General features: G+C 36.2%; 15 protein-coding genes. 2 read left to right on the forward strand and 13 right to left on the reverse strand.

From position 1 onward, the window contains the following. Nucleotides 1-124: 124 nt before the first annotated feature. The 5 genes from HLX49_RS14745 to HLX49_RS14765 all read right to left on the reverse strand — a co-directional run bounded on the left by HLX49_RS14745 (nt 125) and on the right by HLX49_RS14765 (nt 6,141). Nucleotides 125-1,480: a sodium/glutamate symporter gene (locus tag HLX49_RS14745; RefSeq protein WP_077702206.1), complete on the reverse strand. Its 1,356-nt coding sequence runs from the start codon at nt 1,478-1,480 to the stop codon at nt 125-127. Between the two features lie 364 nt (nt 1,481-1,844). Beyond that, nucleotides 1,845-3,194, reverse strand: coding sequence for a glycosyltransferase (locus HLX49_RS14750; protein WP_296362847.1), 1,350 nt, complete (start codon nt 3,192-3,194; stop codon nt 1,845-1,847). Nucleotides 3,195-3,512: 318 nt separating this feature from the next. Beyond that, complete coding sequence (locus HLX49_RS14755) at nt 3,513-4,223, reverse strand: GntR family transcriptional regulator (RefSeq protein ID WP_296362849.1); 711 nt, start codon at nt 4,221-4,223, stop codon at nt 3,513-3,515. Between the two features lie 71 nt (nt 4,224-4,294). Continuing rightward, nucleotides 4,295-5,035: an SIS domain-containing protein gene (locus HLX49_RS14760; RefSeq protein WP_296362851.1), complete on the reverse strand. Its 741-nt coding sequence runs from the start codon at nt 5,033-5,035 to the stop codon at nt 4,295-4,297. A gap of 335 nt (nt 5,036-5,370) precedes the next feature. Continuing rightward, nucleotides 5,371-6,141: a sporulation protein gene (locus HLX49_RS14765; protein WP_296362854.1), complete on the reverse strand. Its 771-nt coding sequence runs from the start codon at nt 6,139-6,141 to the stop codon at nt 5,371-5,373. Nucleotides 6,142-6,406: 265 nt separating this feature from the next. On the opposite strand from HLX49_RS14765, the gene HLX49_RS14770 reads away from it, so the two are divergent. Further along, nucleotides 6,407-7,687 carry a glycosyltransferase gene (locus HLX49_RS14770; protein ID WP_077702211.1) on the forward strand — a complete coding sequence of 427 codons (1,281 nt, stop codon included), beginning with the start codon at nt 6,407-6,409 and terminating at the stop codon, nt 7,685-7,687. Nucleotides 7,688-7,770: 83 nt separating this feature from the next. Here HLX49_RS14770 and HLX49_RS14775 read toward each other — a convergent pair whose 3' ends face one another. The 8 genes from HLX49_RS14775 to HLX49_RS14810 form a co-directional block, all read right to left on the reverse strand. Further along, nucleotides 7,771-8,592, reverse strand: coding sequence for a PRD domain-containing protein (locus HLX49_RS14775; RefSeq protein WP_077702212.1), 822 nt, complete (start codon nt 8,590-8,592; stop codon nt 7,771-7,773). 373 nt (nt 8,593-8,965) lie between these two features. Continuing rightward, the gene (locus tag HLX49_RS14780; protein WP_077702213.1) at nt 8,966-9,454 is read right to left on the reverse strand and encodes a PTS sugar transporter subunit IIA; all 489 of its coding nucleotides are present in this window, start codon (nt 9,452-9,454) and stop codon (nt 8,966-8,968) included. A gap of 386 nt (nt 9,455-9,840) precedes the next feature. Next, entirely contained in the window at nt 9,841-10,794 is a 954-nt protein-coding gene (locus tag HLX49_RS14785) for an ABC transporter permease (protein ID WP_077702214.1), read from the reverse strand. After that, nucleotides 10,787-11,701 (reverse strand): ABC transporter ATP-binding protein, encoded by a 915-nt coding sequence (locus HLX49_RS14790; protein ID WP_296362861.1) that lies wholly within the window; start codon nt 11,699-11,701, stop codon nt 10,787-10,789. The genes HLX49_RS14785 and HLX49_RS14790 overlap by 8 nt, the downstream gene beginning before the upstream one ends. Nucleotides 11,702-12,247: 546 nt before the next feature. Further along, a complete protein-coding gene (locus HLX49_RS14795) occupies nt 12,248-13,192 on the reverse strand; it encodes an ABC transporter permease (protein WP_367112758.1) in 945 nt (314 codons plus the stop codon). Between the two features lies 1 nt (nt 13,193). Continuing rightward, entirely contained in the window at nt 13,194-14,108 is a 915-nt protein-coding gene (locus HLX49_RS14800; RefSeq protein ID WP_101933233.1) for an ABC transporter ATP-binding protein, read from the reverse strand. An 833-nt stretch (nt 14,109-14,941) separates the two neighbouring features. Beyond that, a complete protein-coding gene (locus HLX49_RS14805) occupies nt 14,942-15,595 on the reverse strand; it encodes a lysoplasmalogenase (RefSeq protein ID WP_101933234.1) in 654 nt (217 codons plus the stop codon). Between the two features lie 382 nt (nt 15,596-15,977). Continuing rightward, nucleotides 15,978-16,370, reverse strand: coding sequence for a hypothetical protein (locus HLX49_RS14810; protein ID WP_296362866.1), 393 nt, complete (start codon nt 16,368-16,370; stop codon nt 15,978-15,980). Nucleotides 16,371-16,610: 240 nt separating this feature from the next. Between HLX49_RS14810 and HLX49_RS14815 the strand changes: the two genes are divergently transcribed. After that, nucleotides 16,611-16,854 (forward strand): LacI family DNA-binding transcriptional regulator (locus HLX49_RS14815; protein WP_296362867.1); only part of this gene is annotated, 244 nt, incomplete at its 3' end.

Consider the following 16,854-nt stretch of genomic DNA (forward strand, 5'->3'; position numbering starts at 1 on the left):
TAATACCGCCTCGATTCTTTCATCTAACGTATGTTTACTTCTTCTTTTAGACATAGAAAATGCCCCCAATATCGTAGTAAAGAGTTTTTATTATTTCTCTGTCTACCATATTGGGAGCATATCATTAGCTAGGCGTGTTTTCATGTTTACTTTGTCCCCACCAGCCTGCATACTTGTAAATGGCAATAATTACTGCAGCTCCAAGTAGGAGTACAAGAGGGATAACCCAAGTAAATCCGAGTCCAAATAAGATTGGAGCAAAGGTTACGATGATAATATCAACAGGGGCGACACCAATATAAGCAAGAGCATAATCTTCTGGAGTACGACTCTTCAGTTCAGGGTCGACAATACGTAATAGAGCTAGTCCCATAGCGACAGTGCCAGTACTCCATCCCCAACCAAAAATAGATTTTTCTAACCAAAAATCTTTAAATATATTGGGGCCAACAAAATGGAATAATACATATGCCCAAATTGTTCCGAAGGCGAATAAGAAAAGTAGCGGTAAAGCGTAGTCGATAACGACAGTGATGTTAATTGATGCAATACCGAAAGCGACGAGAAAATCTGTAGCTGTTCCGCCAATTCGCTCCATTACACGTTGGTCAATATATTCATCTGATTTTACTCTCCGGCTAATTGCTTGAAACAATAAACCCAGAACAAAGGCAACACTGAATAGTGGCACGGAAACAGATGGTATTAAATCTGACAGAATATTTGTAATCCAATAGGATACACCAATGACAAAGGCGATAATCGCCAAGTGTAGTACAAGGGGGTCGATAGAACTGGATGACACAGTTTCTTGTCCCATATGGAAACGTTTGGATTTAGGTATAAGCCCAGATTTTAACTCAGTAGGAAGGTCCTTAAAGCTCGTAATAAATTTCGTTTTTCCTTTTTCAGTACTATGCTTAATAAGAAATAGTCCACCTAATACTGCAATGAGAATGCCTACGGTTGCAGAGGTCATCGCTAAATCCATTGCTTCTTTCCAGCCAGCATGGGCTAATCCTTCGCCAATTGCTGCTGCTGTACCATGTCCACCTAAAAACCCTGCACCTAAGACGAGACCGAACCCGCTAGGTAAGTCTGAAAAGATGGGATTTAAAATAAGCAATGCAAAAAGAACACCAATCCCCCACATGGATAGGGTAAGGATCATGGAATAAGAGAACATATTGCGAACGCGGTGAAACACTTCAGATAAGTGTACTTTTGCTGCGCCAATTGGGATAGCAGCAAAAATGACAGCAATGAGTAACCCAGGATAAGCGCTAAATTGATTGGAGAAAGGTAATATACCAAAGCCACTTGGACCAAATGCAAGTCCGAGAAATCCTGCAATCATACTAGCAGGTAGAAATAAAGCTTGAATCCATTTTACTTTTGCTCGTAAAATCGTTCCGACCAAAAGTAATCCAGAAATAATGCTAAGATCAATCATGAAAGACCAAATTGTGAAATTTTCCAATAAAATTCCCCCTTATCGAAATTTTTGTAAAATAATAATTAGAGTTTGTTGCGAAATGTGTACGAAATTAATGATGACTTACTAATAATGCGAGGTTTTCAAGCGTGCAGGCAACTCATTATATCATAAAATGACATGTTATGGGCCTTTTCGATAAATGATGTAATGTTGTTAATAATAGGGGAAATTTGATAAAAGCATCGGTTTTTGTAAAATGCTGTATAAGGAGCACTTTTCTGTCGGTAAATGAATTCTGGAGATAAGGTACGGACTTCCATAAATTATAATCGAGATTTTACAAGCCGTTTAGGGGAAAGTGCCCTTAACGGCTTCTTGAAAAAAATGCACTTGTTAATGGTTGATTCTACCAGCCGTATCTCTTTGCATCCCATCTATTTTCAATGATTTCTTGTTTCTTTATGACTAAGGTTTCATGGGCGACGTCTTTTTCTACATTAAGCCCAGGATATAAAGCGGAATTACTGCCAACTTTGACACCTGGAAAGAAAACGTTATTAATACCTGTGCGAGTATAATCTCCTATAAAAATCGCATTTGAATGCTCCGGCGTGTAAATCCGACCTGTCATGTTGTGCGGCTGTTTTGTATCATTAAATCTTAAAATCCCAGCTACGCACGCTGCTGCAATGTCGACATATCGTCCGATGACACCAAACATCTCGCTATAATGAACAGCAGAAACGCCTTTCATAGAAACCCCTTTAAATTCTGCATTATGTCCAAATTTATTCTCTTTGCCGATGACAGTTGGTCCTTCCAATTTTGCGTAGTCCTTTACATAAGAATGGTCGCCAATGAGTATGTTTCCATTTAAAATGGCTCCATTATCAATGACCACATGATCGCCTACGATGAGGTTCCCATTTACGACCACATTTTTCCCTACATACGAGTGCTCGCCAATTTTTATAACGCCATGAATAGAAGCTGTTTTATCTATTTTTGCACTTGGGCTAATATCATTTTCTGTCATTTGCTTAACCAGCAAATCCAAATGATACACATTAGCATTTAAAATGTCCCAAGGAAACCTCAGTTGAAAAACTTCATTCTCGGCCAGCTTACATTTTATTTGTGATCCATCATCCAAATACTGATTCAATCCGTTTTCAATGAAAAACGAATCTGGAATCATGGAACCAGAAATTCTTTTTTCGAAGCCATCTGAACTATGAATGATATATTGTAATGCCGCTTTACTTAAACAATACACCCCTGCTACTTGATGTGTAACATAATGATCCCTAGGATGTCCTAAGAAATATTGAATGTCATCATTTTCTACGTTGGCGCAGATGGCTTCTGTGCTTTCTTTCTTCTCTGTTAATAATACGGAATCTTCGGCATGATGATGTAGTATTTTCTTGAGATCTTCGTTAACAAAGACATAGTCTGATTTTACAATGACCGTTTTTTCATCTAAGCTTGGATAGATTCCAGCTAAGAAGCTTCGAGAATCGTTAAAATTACCATGTAGCTGAATACCCGAATATTTCCATAATAGATGGGTGACTTGCTTTGGTTGATGTCCTAAAAATACATGTATATCCTTGGGGTTTATGCCATTTTTTATAAAAAAATCAACCTGATGAATAATATTAGAAACATTTAAAACTTCTAAACAAGCGGGTTGCCATTTATCGTAAGGGAATAGTTTTTCCTCATAATCGCTACATAGCAGTATCACTTTCATATGGAACTCTCCTTTGGAATTAGGCTTGATACCCAAAATGTGTGGTTCAATTTCACTCTTGCATTATAGGAAAATATAAAAATTAGATGCTTGTGTATAACAACATAAAGGAATAGCCACGCCCAGCAACTAGGCGATTTCATGAATCGACCGTAAGCGAAGTTATCATAAGGTTCATGACTAAGAGGAAGGCCGACTAAAAACGAGCTTGCCGCCCTACGTCGGCATACCCATGTTTTAGTGGCATAATTCCTAAATCTTTCGTTGATGCTTTCCACTCGCTATGTTGTTAAACGGGCGCCGAGCTTTTGTTTTGTACTAGCGATACACGGTATGCATGAGATGGAATGAATTTGTTTGGTACAATGCGAAGCCGAGATTAAAAGGCTTTCCATTTTTTAAATAGGCAATGTTTTTTATGTCAATAAGCGGTGAGCCAATCGGAACGTTTAAATGCTGCGCAGAGGCTTTATCAGCTAATAGAGCTGAAATCCTTTGATCGACATATTCGTATTCGATTCCTTTTTCTTTTAAATGTTCATAAATGGATTGCTTACAAATGTCTTCGGTTAATTCTCCGACTAAGTGGTAATCAAAATACTCTAACTCGTAAGACACTGCTACACCATTCGCATAGCGAATTCGTTCGACAAGCCACAATGGATCACCTACATGCATTTGCATATCTATAGCTTGATCTTCCTCCGCAGCTACTTTAGCAAGCCGCAACAAGTTAGTTGAAGGAGTTAGCCCTCTGTTTTTTGCTTCAGAAGTAAAGCCTATTCCTGGCTTAAAACCTAAATATTTAGGAAGGGGGTTTACAAATGTTCCAACTCCTTTTTTCTTAGATAACACTTTTTCATTCACTAATTCTTCCAATGCTTTTCTTACCGTTATTCTAGAGACGTTAAGCTTTTCTGCTAATTCTAATTCTGATTCAATTAATTGATGCGGCTGATAAATTCTTTTTTCAATTTGCTCTAAAATATACTGTTTTACAATTTGGTATTTCGCTACATTCGATTTCATATCATTGCATTCCTTTTCAATAATCTAATAGCTTCATTGTATCATGCATAAGAAATGGATTATAAAATGCACTATTTCCAATATCCATAGTAGGTATCAAAGATTTTTTCATTGTATTTATCAGCGCCATCTACGTTTGAGCTTTTAAAAACAGGTACTTCTAAACCAGCTTCTTTTAACTTGTAAATAACGCCTATAATGATTGCTTGGGCAATCCCGATACTTGTAAAATCAGATGTTGGTCCTAACCCCGTATGAACATCTTCCATCATGTACGCTGCATCCCCTTTAGGAGCGTGATTATCGATGGTTACATCTGCAATGTCGTACATTTTTTTATTTGAAGCATGTCTGGAGGATACATTGGTGGAATGATCCATGGATGTTAGAGCAACTACACTGGCACCTAGTTTTTTTGCTTCTAAACACATTTCTACAGGAACATTATTTCTGCCAGAATTTGAGACGACCATTAACGTATCTTTGCCATCCACCTTGTATAAGTTCAACATACTTTTTGCATATCCATCCAGTCTTTCTAAATACGTACTTTTATTTGGCATCTCATGTAACATAAGTTCTGGAGGCAACATACCTTTTACATATGCTAATCCACCAGCTCGAATATATATTTCTTCAGCTACCATATGGGAATGACCTGAACCAAATACATAAAATCGAGCACCTTGTTTACAGCTTTGGAAGATCAGGTCGGATGCTTTTTCTATAGCGTCAACCTCATTTTCTTCTACAGATTTCCAAGTGTCTGTCAAATAATTTAGATAGCGAACAATTTCTTCTTTTGTCTGCATGCCTATTCCTCCTTTGATGTTATGTGTACATGTTATAACATGTGTTTAATACATGTCAAGTTAATTGGTGATTTTCTTAACATAACCGTGTATAGCTTTAAGAAAGCAAGTATTGTGTTTATTCCGCACATTATGTACTGTATGGATTGCCATTGATTGTATGATTTGACATGAGGCTTATTCAAAGCTACAACCAGTTATAGCAGCGAAGAAACAAAACTAATTTAAAAAAAGAGCTTCGAATCCTTTGTCTAAGAGGATTTAAAGCTCTCTAATACCTTTATTTAAGATGTTCATCGTTTATTTCGATATGAGTTGTTGTAGCACTAGCATTACTAGAGATTTTTCTCAATAAGAGCCTCTAGCTTCTCTGGCAAATCATCCACATCATCAAATCCATAGCGTAGTACAACGTTGCTTTCATCTAAATCAAAAATTTCTGCGAGCGGATGATCTTCGTTTCTCATTTTCCGATCGACTTCTATAACGGCTACAACCTCTGATTCATAGACAAAAAATAGAGCTTCTAATTCATCAAGTTTCCGTTTATATTTGCCCTCCTCTGGCTTAAATTCAAATTCTTGAACTATCGGAAACTCCTTTCTTAATCCAAAGGAGATGGGGGTGAACTCACATTCTACTTCTTTTAATTCCAATCCGAAGCTGTCTGCGGCATCAAGGAAAGCGTCAACTAATGGGTGTGGATCAACGTGGATGTGGTCTTTATCTCTTGGATCAAGCGCTTTTTTAATATCCATGCCTGTTTCCAACCAAACCCTTGTTTTTCCTAAAGTTGCTGGTGTACGTACAGGTAGTTGGAAGCTAAAAGGGATCGACTTCTTTTCGCCTTCTTGAATAACAAATTCGTCTGTAAGCTTAAAGCGTCCCAGTACATGCCGCACATTATCATCTTCATTATCCCCTATTTCTGACGTATAATTTGTTGCAACGGTTACATAAACTTGGTCAATTCGCTGTTCCGAATTGCCTCCTTCTATGTCTAAGACACCTTCCACCGTTTCCCCAGGTTTAAAGTCCTCAGTGTCTATTTTAGCATCAACTTGTGCAGAACCAATACCAATAGAATGAAACAATTTTTTAAACATATGTATACTCCTCTCTGTTCTTTTGTAGAATAAGAAATGTGGCTTGTCGCTATCAATACTTGGCGACAAGCCGATTTTATTGAATATTAAAAACACTGGATTTTTTATCCTTTCCTACAGTATAAATGAAAAATCGATATATTTATAGGAAAGTTTACAAATTTTCGTTTTAAGTTTTGTTTGATTTGGTAGAATATTGACAAATCAATTTTTAGTTGGTAATATTTGGTTGTATGAAATTTGCTCGATATAAGGGAGTGCAAATATGAATAAGTATAAAAAAGGCGCTTTTCAAGGTATCATTGTTTTAAACGAAAAATACTTTCCCTCTACTTGGAATTTTACTGCAAAAGTAGGGGCTACCTCGTTTACAATGAATGTGATGGATTGCTTATACAAAAATAATAGGTATGCTGGATTGATTTTATATAAAAGAGATGAGTCTTTAACCTACCCTGTACTTGAGGAAAAATACATTAAAAATCACATTGTAATTACAATGAAGTTTAATTTTAATATAGAAACGTTTTTAATAAAAAATGTTTTAGAAGCGGCAATTTCTAGAATAATGTTGATGTCATCACCATTTTCCCTTCCTATCGTATACTACCAAACGGATACACTATTAAAATATCATCCTCAACATGTACCATGCTGCGTCACACATCACGGGCCTTTTGTAGAAGATTTTATCAATCATTATTCAGCCTCAGAATCATATATAGCGTTTGAGTCCAAAGAAAAGGCTTGTCATCTAACTAGGCAACAAAAAGAAGGCTTGTTAGCTCTTAACAGAAAAGAAAATGTATTTGTTTTGCAGCATTCAGAACTTCAAAAAAACTTTATTATGAAAAAAGGGATTGACGAGAAAAACATCTTTAAGATAGTTCCCCCTATTGCTTTACCAAACGTTAAAGAGATAACTTTAATGGATAAAATCTTTAAATTTATTTCAGTCAAGAAAAATGAAATGCTAATCATATCGACTGTTGCAAGAATTGATTACTTTAAGAATTTGGAGTTTTTAATTACGTCTTTGGTAAAATCTCTAGATAGTGGTATACCTATTAAGGTTTTGATAGCTGGTGATCCAAAAGATAAAGGAGAGAGAAGAGTAGCATTAATAAATTTAATACCTGAACACTTGAAACAACATTTTCTTATCATTCAAACTTTGCCACAAAATGAATTGTACAGTTTGTTTAAATTAGTCCGTAATAAAGCAACTTTTTTGTGTACTTCTAGATATGAAACACTAGGAATAACGCCATTAGAAGCTGCTATGATGGGTGTTTATACAATTACTCCTAATTCTAGCTTAGTAGAGGCCTCGATGTATTTTTCTGATGAGGATAAATTTGATTACAGACCAAATCAATTAGAAAGTATTTTAAGAAGAATCTATAAGGAAAAACGATATGTCCGTAATTTACAAGCAGATCATCTGAAAAAAATATTTTCAGATGAAAATTTTGTGGAATCACTGCTAAGTTCATTCCAATTAATTGAACAAAGATTTACTATGAAGCAAGAACTGATCAATTAATAAACAAAGTATAAAATTTTGATGAAAAATTTAAATAGATCAGAACTCAAAATCCTAGAAGGTTCCCTAAAAGCAAAGTTATGTTATTGGAATTTTTTCAACCGCTCGATGTGTAATGCAATGTAGCCAAGTTCTTCCTCGGGTAATTCAATTCCATGGTTTGTGGCTACTTTTTTTGCTACGTTCATCGCACTACGATAAGAGCGTTTGAATTTCTTTTTAATCATCTCGAGCATCTCTTCATCTAATGAGTGGGCTTCATAATGATGGACTCGATTTAAGGCAAAACGTAAATGCGTCATTAACCGTTCAAATGCGAGGCTGTTTTCGTTAAAGGTAATATTTAAGTTGTGTTGAATGCTATCAATCATATCTTTGACAATTGCCGTTTGTTTTACTGTTTCATGTAAATCACCTCCTTTAATCTTCATTGTGTGGACATGGAGTGCTATAAATGCGGCTTCATCCATTGGTAGCTCAATCTGCAACTTCTCTTTTACATGTTCAATGGCCCAAATTCCAATATTAAATTCTTCACGATACATCATCTTTATTTCTTGCAATAGTTTATTTTGTAAGTATATTCCCTCTCTCGTACGTTCAATGGCAAAAGAAAGATGATCTGTTAAAGCTAACACAATATGCTCATTTAGACTTGTTCCTAATTGCTGTTCAGCATAAGCGATAATTTCTTCAGAGATAAGTAGATGTTCTTCCGGTATACGCATAATTAATTCTTGTAATTTTTCATTTTCTTTAACAACAAACAGTTTTTCAATCTTGGATGGATTAACAATATCTTTCTTTTGTTTATTAAAAGCGACCCCAGCGCCAATTGCTATTTTTTCTTGATTGCCATCTGTTACTATTACAGCATTATTATTAAGTATCTTTGTGATTCTCACCGGAAGACATCTCCTTTAAAAGACAGGTCGTTTTTCTAATATGATAAGAAAGTATAAAGTTTGTTGCTTTGGGATACCGATTTAACGGAATACCACGTCCGGCTCCAACGCTTAGCAACTAGGCGGCTTCACGAAATCGCCCTATGATACGTCACCGTCGGTTCGTGCTAAAGAGGGAAGCCGACTAAAAAACGGGCTTGCCTTAGGGCGTCGGCATACTCCTGATTTAGTGACAGGCTTCCTTAAACTTTAGTTGATTCGCTCCAGTCGCTACGTTGCTAAACGGACGCTTGCGCCTTTGTTATATGATTTATGCAACCTAGGACATAGAGAGCGAAGCTAGGCTGTAGTTACAGTACTCTTGTTTTGTATGTTAGGAAGTAACCGTTATTAGAGCGGTTTCTTGTGCTATACTTTTCGTTTCATCTGTATAGCTAAGCTGTTTACTCCCATCCGTATTATTTGTAATGATAATAGGTGTCACTGTGCTGGATGCATGTTCTTTAATATAAGCTAAATCAATATCCATTAGCAGATCGCCTAGTTTTACTGTATCACCTGCTTGAACTTTAACATCAAATCCTTTTCCTTTCAGTGCTACAGTTTCTAAACCGACATGGATCAAAATTTCAGTACCATCGTCGCCAACAAGGCCAATGGCGTGCTTTGTATCTGGAATTTGTACCACTTTTCCATTTATTGGAGAGACAAGTTTGCCATCGTTTGGCATGATAGCGATACCTTCCCCCATCATTTTTTGACTAAAGACAGGATCGGGAACTTCTTCGAGTGGAAGAATATCACCATTTAATGGGGCATAAATAATTTGTTCTTTAGATTTTTTAAACAGTTTTTTAAACATAAGCTTAACTCCTTCTTCTATAAGTTGTTATGGTGGAATGTTGCATCTATGGTAAAAAGTATAAAACGTTTCGCAAAAAATTGGAAACAGGATTCATGTATTATGTTAACCGGATCACAAAGCAAGTCATTTTCGAATGCACGATACGTTATATTATTCGTAAAAAAGACATGGCAGTATCAAGAGTCCTGAATGGTAGGTTACTCTATCATACCACCATGCCTAATCCTGTTAGTAACATGTGATCCGAATGTTTATTTGATAACGCAATCATATCATTAAACGCGATAAATATCAACTTTCTTTAGATGTACTTTCAACTTCTTATAAAAACCTTACATTCGAAAGAACAATTCTTCCTACGAATGTAAGGTTATTGTGAGCTATTATTGTCCAGCTACATCGCGTTTTGTAAATATAATCCAGGACATTGCTAAGAAGACGACGTAATAAATAGCTAACATCGTAATGGAAAATTCTAAGGTCAGTCCTTTAACCATAGGTGTCTTACCGTCCGCAAATTGACTTAAATCGAGATTAGCGAACAGAATGTATTTGGCCCATTCTTTCTTTGCTAGGAAACCAATAAATGTATTTCCACCCATCATTAAGAAAATGGAAATACCGATTGCTAGAGAGCTGTTACGAAATACAGCTGAAATCATAAACGCTAGAGTTGCCATCATGATAAGTGGCACTAATTGATACCCATATTGCGTGAAAGTCTCTTCTAATAGCGACACAGAAGTAAATCCATCTGCTGCTTGTTTAACAATTTCAGGGTTCATATCTCCAACACCAAAGAAGATAGCCCCAACAATCCAAGATATAATAAGTAAAAAGATGGTTGTATATAAGCCAAATAGGAGTGTTGCTAAATACTTGGATAATAATATTCCGCTTCTACTAATAGGGCGAATAAGTAGTAATTTAATTGAACCCCAGCGGAATTCATTGGCGATAATGCCACCTGCTACAATAATAGTTAATAAGCTAACTAACATCATTAATCCCGAATTTTCCCCCACAAAATTCCATACACCATAAGGAGCGGGCTGTATATCGTTTTCTAAATAATAATTGTTTTTGGCAATTGTTTCTGGGTTCATAGATGCTGCATATTCATCTTTTTCCATTTCTTTTTGCAGATCTTTGTTTTCTTCTTGAAGCACTTCACGCCAGTCGTCACCTTGGTAATCCTCATTTAAATCAGAGAATTTATCGGTTAAAAAAGCACCAGCAATGATAATTCCAAATAATATGATATACATAATCCAAGTCGATTTTCGAATATATATTTTTGCTTGTTCATTCTGGATTAATTTAAAAAGTCTACTCAATGGTGTTCTCTCCAATCAGTTCAAAGAATTGGTCCTCTAAGGTTCCATTTACAACATTCGCCTCATAAATGGAGCAGTTGTTTTCTACTAAGCTTTTAATAACTGCTGGCATCTGCTCTTTTTTACAATGAAAAGATAGTATTCCATCTTGTTCTACTACTTGTAAAGCGAATTCTTCTTGGATTAATTGTTTTGCCTTCGTAGTTGGTGTAACCGTTAATTGGTGAACGAGATTCTCATTATCTTGAGCGCCAACTTGCTGTAGTGTAACCATTTCGCCATTTTTAATCACACCGATGCGGTCACACATTTGTTCAATTTCGGAAAGTAGGTGACTAGATACAATAACAGCCACATTTCCTTCTTGGGCAAGATGGCGAATATGCGCGCGCATTTCTCTAATTCCAGCAGGGTCTAAGCCATTTGTCGGTTCATCTAAAATTAAAATAGACGGCTTGTGTAAGAGAGCTTGCGCGATTCCAAGACGTTGGCGCATTCCTAAAGAATATCTACCAACCTTTTCTTTGATTGCTTTTTCCATACCCATTAACTTAACTACTTCAAGCATACGCTCTTCCGTTACACCTGGCATCATACGCGCATAATGTTTTAAATTTTGCCACCCTGTCATAAATGGATACATTTCCGGATTTTCAACAATGGCACCGACTTCACGTACAGCCTGTTTAAAATCTTTTTTTATACTATGTCCTTGAATGAGTACATCGCCTTCAGATATATTAATCAACCCAACCATCATGCGAATGGTCGTTGTTTTTCCAGCTCCGTTTGGTCCAATAAATCCAAATACTTCACCTCGATTTATTGAAAAGGATAGGCCCTTAATGATGTCTTTGTTGCCAATTGATTTTTTCAGATTGACTAACTCCATTGCTGCTACAGTCATTTCTTTAACCTCCGTTAATTCATATATAATAGAAAAACTTAGCCTGTATTACCAAGTCTTTATGGCGAAAGGAATGGTTTTTCCTATATTTTCACAACAGTTATTGCTTTTTACTTGTTACGTTTGTCCATTTTTTAGCGATAAAAACAATCATCATAATTGCTAAACCTGCAAAAAATACAAAAGGGGTCATAATCAATTTCTTCATCTGCTTATCATCCTTTCAGAAGAATGTCGTATCAACTAGTGAGTAAGCTAATAGTACCATAAGTACCAGGGAATTTTTACATGTTTTTTCTTACATCTACCTTTCATTATTGTCATGTAAACGATTCATTTATTTGTAACACGTAGATTTGTTCCAAAAAAGAAAGAGGGAAAGAACGGATAGTGTACACAATGACTACTTTCAAACAAAAATAAGGAGGGGGCATCCCCTCCGTTTACAGGTACTATAGGAAAGTATAAAGTTTTAAGGTTTATAGTATAAGAGAAACTACAGCTTTCGTTATAAGACTTGGCGACAAGCCAAATTTTTCTAAAAAACTATTGTCCTGCAACGTCGCGTTTTATAAATACGACCCATGAAGTTACGATAAAAATAACATAATAGACGATTAAAACGGTAACTGAAAATCCTAATGTCATATCTTCTGTAAGGGGGGAGTTGCCGGCTATATATTGTCTCAAATCAGTGTTGGCAAACAAGATGTATCTTACCCAGTCCTTATCGGCAAGCATTTGAACAATAGAAGCCCCACCCATGAGTAAAAACAATGCAATTCCAATTGCTAATGAGCTATTACGAAACACTGTCGAAATCATAAATGCTAACGTAGTCATCATAACAAGATCGACGAGTTGAAAACTGTAATTCATAAATATATCTTTGATGACCGGAATGGACGTGAAGCCGTCTTTAGCGCTTATTACAAGCCTTGTGTCTATGTCGTTCACCCCAAAGAAAATGGCACCAATGAGCCATGCGGTTATAAATAGAAATGCTACAGTATATAAAGCGAATAACAATACAGCTATATATTTAGAGAGCAATATACCACTTCGCTTTATCGGACGAATAAGTAATAGTTTAATGGTACCCCAACGAAATTCGTTAGCAACAATTCCAGCAGCGACAATAATAGCTAATAAACTGACAAACGTGAGCAATTCTGCATTTTCCCCTGTAAATTTCCAAGCATCATATGCGGGTGGTTGCATATTGTTCTCTAAATAATAGTTGTTTTTTTCAATAATATAAGGATTATTGCTTCTTGCAAATTCGTCTTCTTGCATCTCCTGTTCTAAGTTTTGATTTTTTTCCTGCAAGACTTGTTGCCAGTTGTCAACTTGGTATTCTTCGTTTGGTGGACCATAATAATGGACACTAAATGCGAATGTGAAAATTAACCCCGCTAAGATAAGATACATAAGCCAGGTTGATTTTTTTGTATATATTTTTATTTGTTCATTATGGATAAGTTTTAACATGCTACTCAATGGTATTCTCTCCAATCAGTTCAAAGAATTGATCCTCTAATGAATTATGTGCTGTTGTAAGTTCATAGATAGCGCAATGGTTTTCAACCAGCTTGCTAATGATGTTTGGAACGGATTCTTTTTGGCAACGAAATGATAGACGCCCATCCAACGCTGTTACCTCTAATTGAAGATGTTCATGTAATATTTGTTTTGCTCGGTTCATAGGAGTTACTTGTAAATGATGGAGCGGATTATCATTTTCTGTTTCTCCAACTTGTTGAAGCGTTATAAGCTCTCCATTTTTAATAATTCCAATGCGATCACACATTTGTTCAATTTCGGAAAGTAAATGACTGGAAATAATAATAGCAACGTTTTGTTCTTTAGCTAAATGACGAATATGGTCACGCATTTCACGAATTCCAGCAGGGTCTAAACCGTTCGTAGGTTCATCCAGTATTAAAACGGATGGTTTATGTAGGAGGGCTTGAGCTATCCCTAAACGTTGGCGCATTCCTAATGAATACTTCCCTACTTTTTCGTGAATGGCTTTTTCAAGCCCCATTAATTCAATTACTTCTTGCATACGTTCTTTCGTTACTCTTGGCATCATACGGGCATAATGTTTTACGTTTTGCCATCCACTCATGAATGGGTACATTTCTGGGTTTTCCACAATAGCTCCAACTTCGTTAATAGCGTCTTTGAAATTTGTTTTGGAACTTTTCCCTTGAATGAGTACATCACCTTCTGTAATGCTAATTAAACCGACGATCATACGTATTGTTGTCGTTTTCCCAGCGCCATTTGGTCCAATGAAACCAAATACTTCTCCAGGTTCAATCGATAAGGAAAGGTCTTTAATAATTTCCTTTTTGCCGATGGTTTTTTTCAAATGAACTAATTCTAATGCTGCGCTTGTCATTATGTTACCTCCATAGTTGTTAGGTTGTTCGAATAAGATTCCTATTTTGCCGTTTTGGTTTGAAAATAGTGAGCACTATCGCCGATAAGCATGCCGCAACAAAACCAGATGTAATAAGCGCTTTTTTCATGACTTCACCTCCTTGGCTTATGTATTTCTACTAAGATTTTTTGACTGTCTAGGAAATTACAAAATTTTACTCTGTGGATAAACTTACTAAGTTATTTAGCCACGTCCGGCTCCAGCGCCCAGCAACTAGGCGACTTCACGAAATCGCCCTAAGCTAAGTCATCATCGGTTCGTTCTAAATAGGAAGGCCGACTAAAGACGGGCTTGTCGGAGGGCGCCGGCATACTCCTGTTGCAGGAGCATGATTCCTAAAACTTTAGTTGATTCGTTCCAGTCGCTACGTTGCTAAACGGGCGCCCCGAGCCTTTGTTCCTTCATCATTCACGACTAGGGGCTATAGTTATGATTGTATACTTGTTATACATAGGAAGTAACAGGCTAAAGAAATAATATGGAGTACGACTTAAGGCGTATTTATGTCTAAAACAATTTGCTATTTGTCGTAAATAGGGGATTAAACAACTTGGTGAGAGCAAAGTTTTATGGGGAAAGCCTTTGTTTTTCAGTACTTTAAGTCTTATAGTGAAAAAAGCTTGCAGGAAAACAAATCGTGTTTTCTGCAAGCTTGAACAAATTACGCTTGTTTATAAAGCGAATCTTCAATCAGTGGAGTTTTTTTCATTTCCTATCAATAGGTAGTACATATCTAAGGGTCTGATTCAAAGGGGGTTTAAATGATTGTGATGTATAAGGCAATCCCTTGTTTACCAGACAGTTCGTGGATGCTTTTTACCAAAGTTCCTCAGACTGTGAGCAATGAAAAATTGGGCGGTGTAATACGTAATCATAACGAATATATGTTCATTGTTAATTGGCGAAACAAACATGTTCCATGCCAAAATAGAGTCAGAAATAACGAATAGAATACTGCCAATACTAGCAAAAATATTTCCTGACATAATGGCAAACCATGCCATGCTGGCGATTGCCGTCATGTAAATGATTACAGGTATTACGAGGTAGGTGTTTTCTGAGCGTGCTACGGCCTGAATCAAGTCACTACCAATGATCCAAGCATAAATCCCTATAGGAATAACAGAGGCGACACGCCAAATGGAAAATTTCCATTGATAGATAAAGCCAGATAGATAGAATAAGTGTCCAATCAAAAAGGATGTGAGACCAACGATGAACCAGTGTATGGTTCCGTCCCCAATAGAGCAAAAAAATAGACCAATAAGAATGAGCCAATGCGATTTGGTTTTCTGCTTAGGCAGGGAGTAAGCAGCATAAAAAATAATGAGTGCCATTGGGATTAACTTGAAAAAAAGTTTGAAAACAAGAGGTTCCTCCGGGATGATAAAAATATATAAGACACCCATTACTAGAATAAGGATAGGTAAACGATTTATTTGCAAAAAATCACCTTCTTTCAAACTTTCAAATTAAGATAGCATTAAATGTAGATCGAGTATGATTCGTTTCATATGCAGGCTGATTAGCTTATTTTCTATGTAGTATAGGAAAGCATCTAAACTTGCTTATGATTCTATCATACAACAGAATTTTAGTGGAGCAAATGAAATGAAAGGATATGTCATATATCTTGCGTATAGACTGGTGTAAGGTTGCTATGCGATCAAAATTCTATTAAAAAGCTTTCCTTTTGAGCGTAGGAATAAAAGAGGGAAATAACCAACTAAGAGTTAACGTATAAACCAAGCTTTTCTAATGATAAAACAGTGAAACCACGGGCACTTTTCCGTCTGGTTTCACTGTTCATGTTATTGAAGCTCTCTTTTAACGAAGCTTTTTAACAGTGATAGCTTGGTTTACCTTTGTATGTTTACAATCTTCAAATGCTTCGCCATCTACTAATCCTAGTTTGATAGCAGCTTCTAGCTTATCGGTATCTGGTCGTTTTTCTATAATAATAAAATCTGCTAACTGCATATCCTCCAATTTACTTACGGTACAAACTTGTTCGTATTGTGTTGAAGTACGAATTTGTCGCTGAGCTAAATAGTCCCCTCGCTTCATTTCTCCTTTTTGATTTTCTCCAACAGAAGCATCTAGAGCCTGATGGAAATGCTTTTTCAACTCTTTCATCTCATACTCTATTTCCTTTTTCTCCTGTTGAAGCACATAATAACGTCTGATTTCCTCTTCTGTAATTCCAATTGAATCTTCCATACCAACAGCTCCCTTATTAAAGAGTAATTTAAAATGGACATACGGTTTTTGTTAAAACGAATAAGTTGAGCCACTTTGCTCTCAGTAGGATAGTTTATTACTTATATCTATGAGCTTGCTCGTGCGATTATGTGTTTTTGAAGGTTCATCATAACGCCACTTGTAAACGATTTAAAATTCATATATAATACAACTAAATCGGTTTAGTAAATCGATTTAGTTCAAAAGGAGAGGTGCTTTATGAAAAAAGTAACTATCACCGATGTAGCTACTTATGCAGGTGTTTCAAAAAGCACTGTGTCGCAATTTTTGAATAAACGTTTTGATTATATGAGTGTAAAAACGAAAGAGCGTGTAGACGCTGCAATCAAAGAATTAGGATATCAACCTAATATTATTGCTTGGAGTTTAAAGCAGAGATCCACGAAAACAATTGGTGTAATTGTTGCAAATATATTACATGATTTTTCTACGCGTGTTATCA

This window comes from Virgibacillus sp. (genome assembly GCF_013393565.1).
Taxonomy (GTDB): Bacteria; Bacillota; Bacilli; order Bacillales; family Amphibacillaceae; genus Virgibacillus; species Virgibacillus dokdonensis.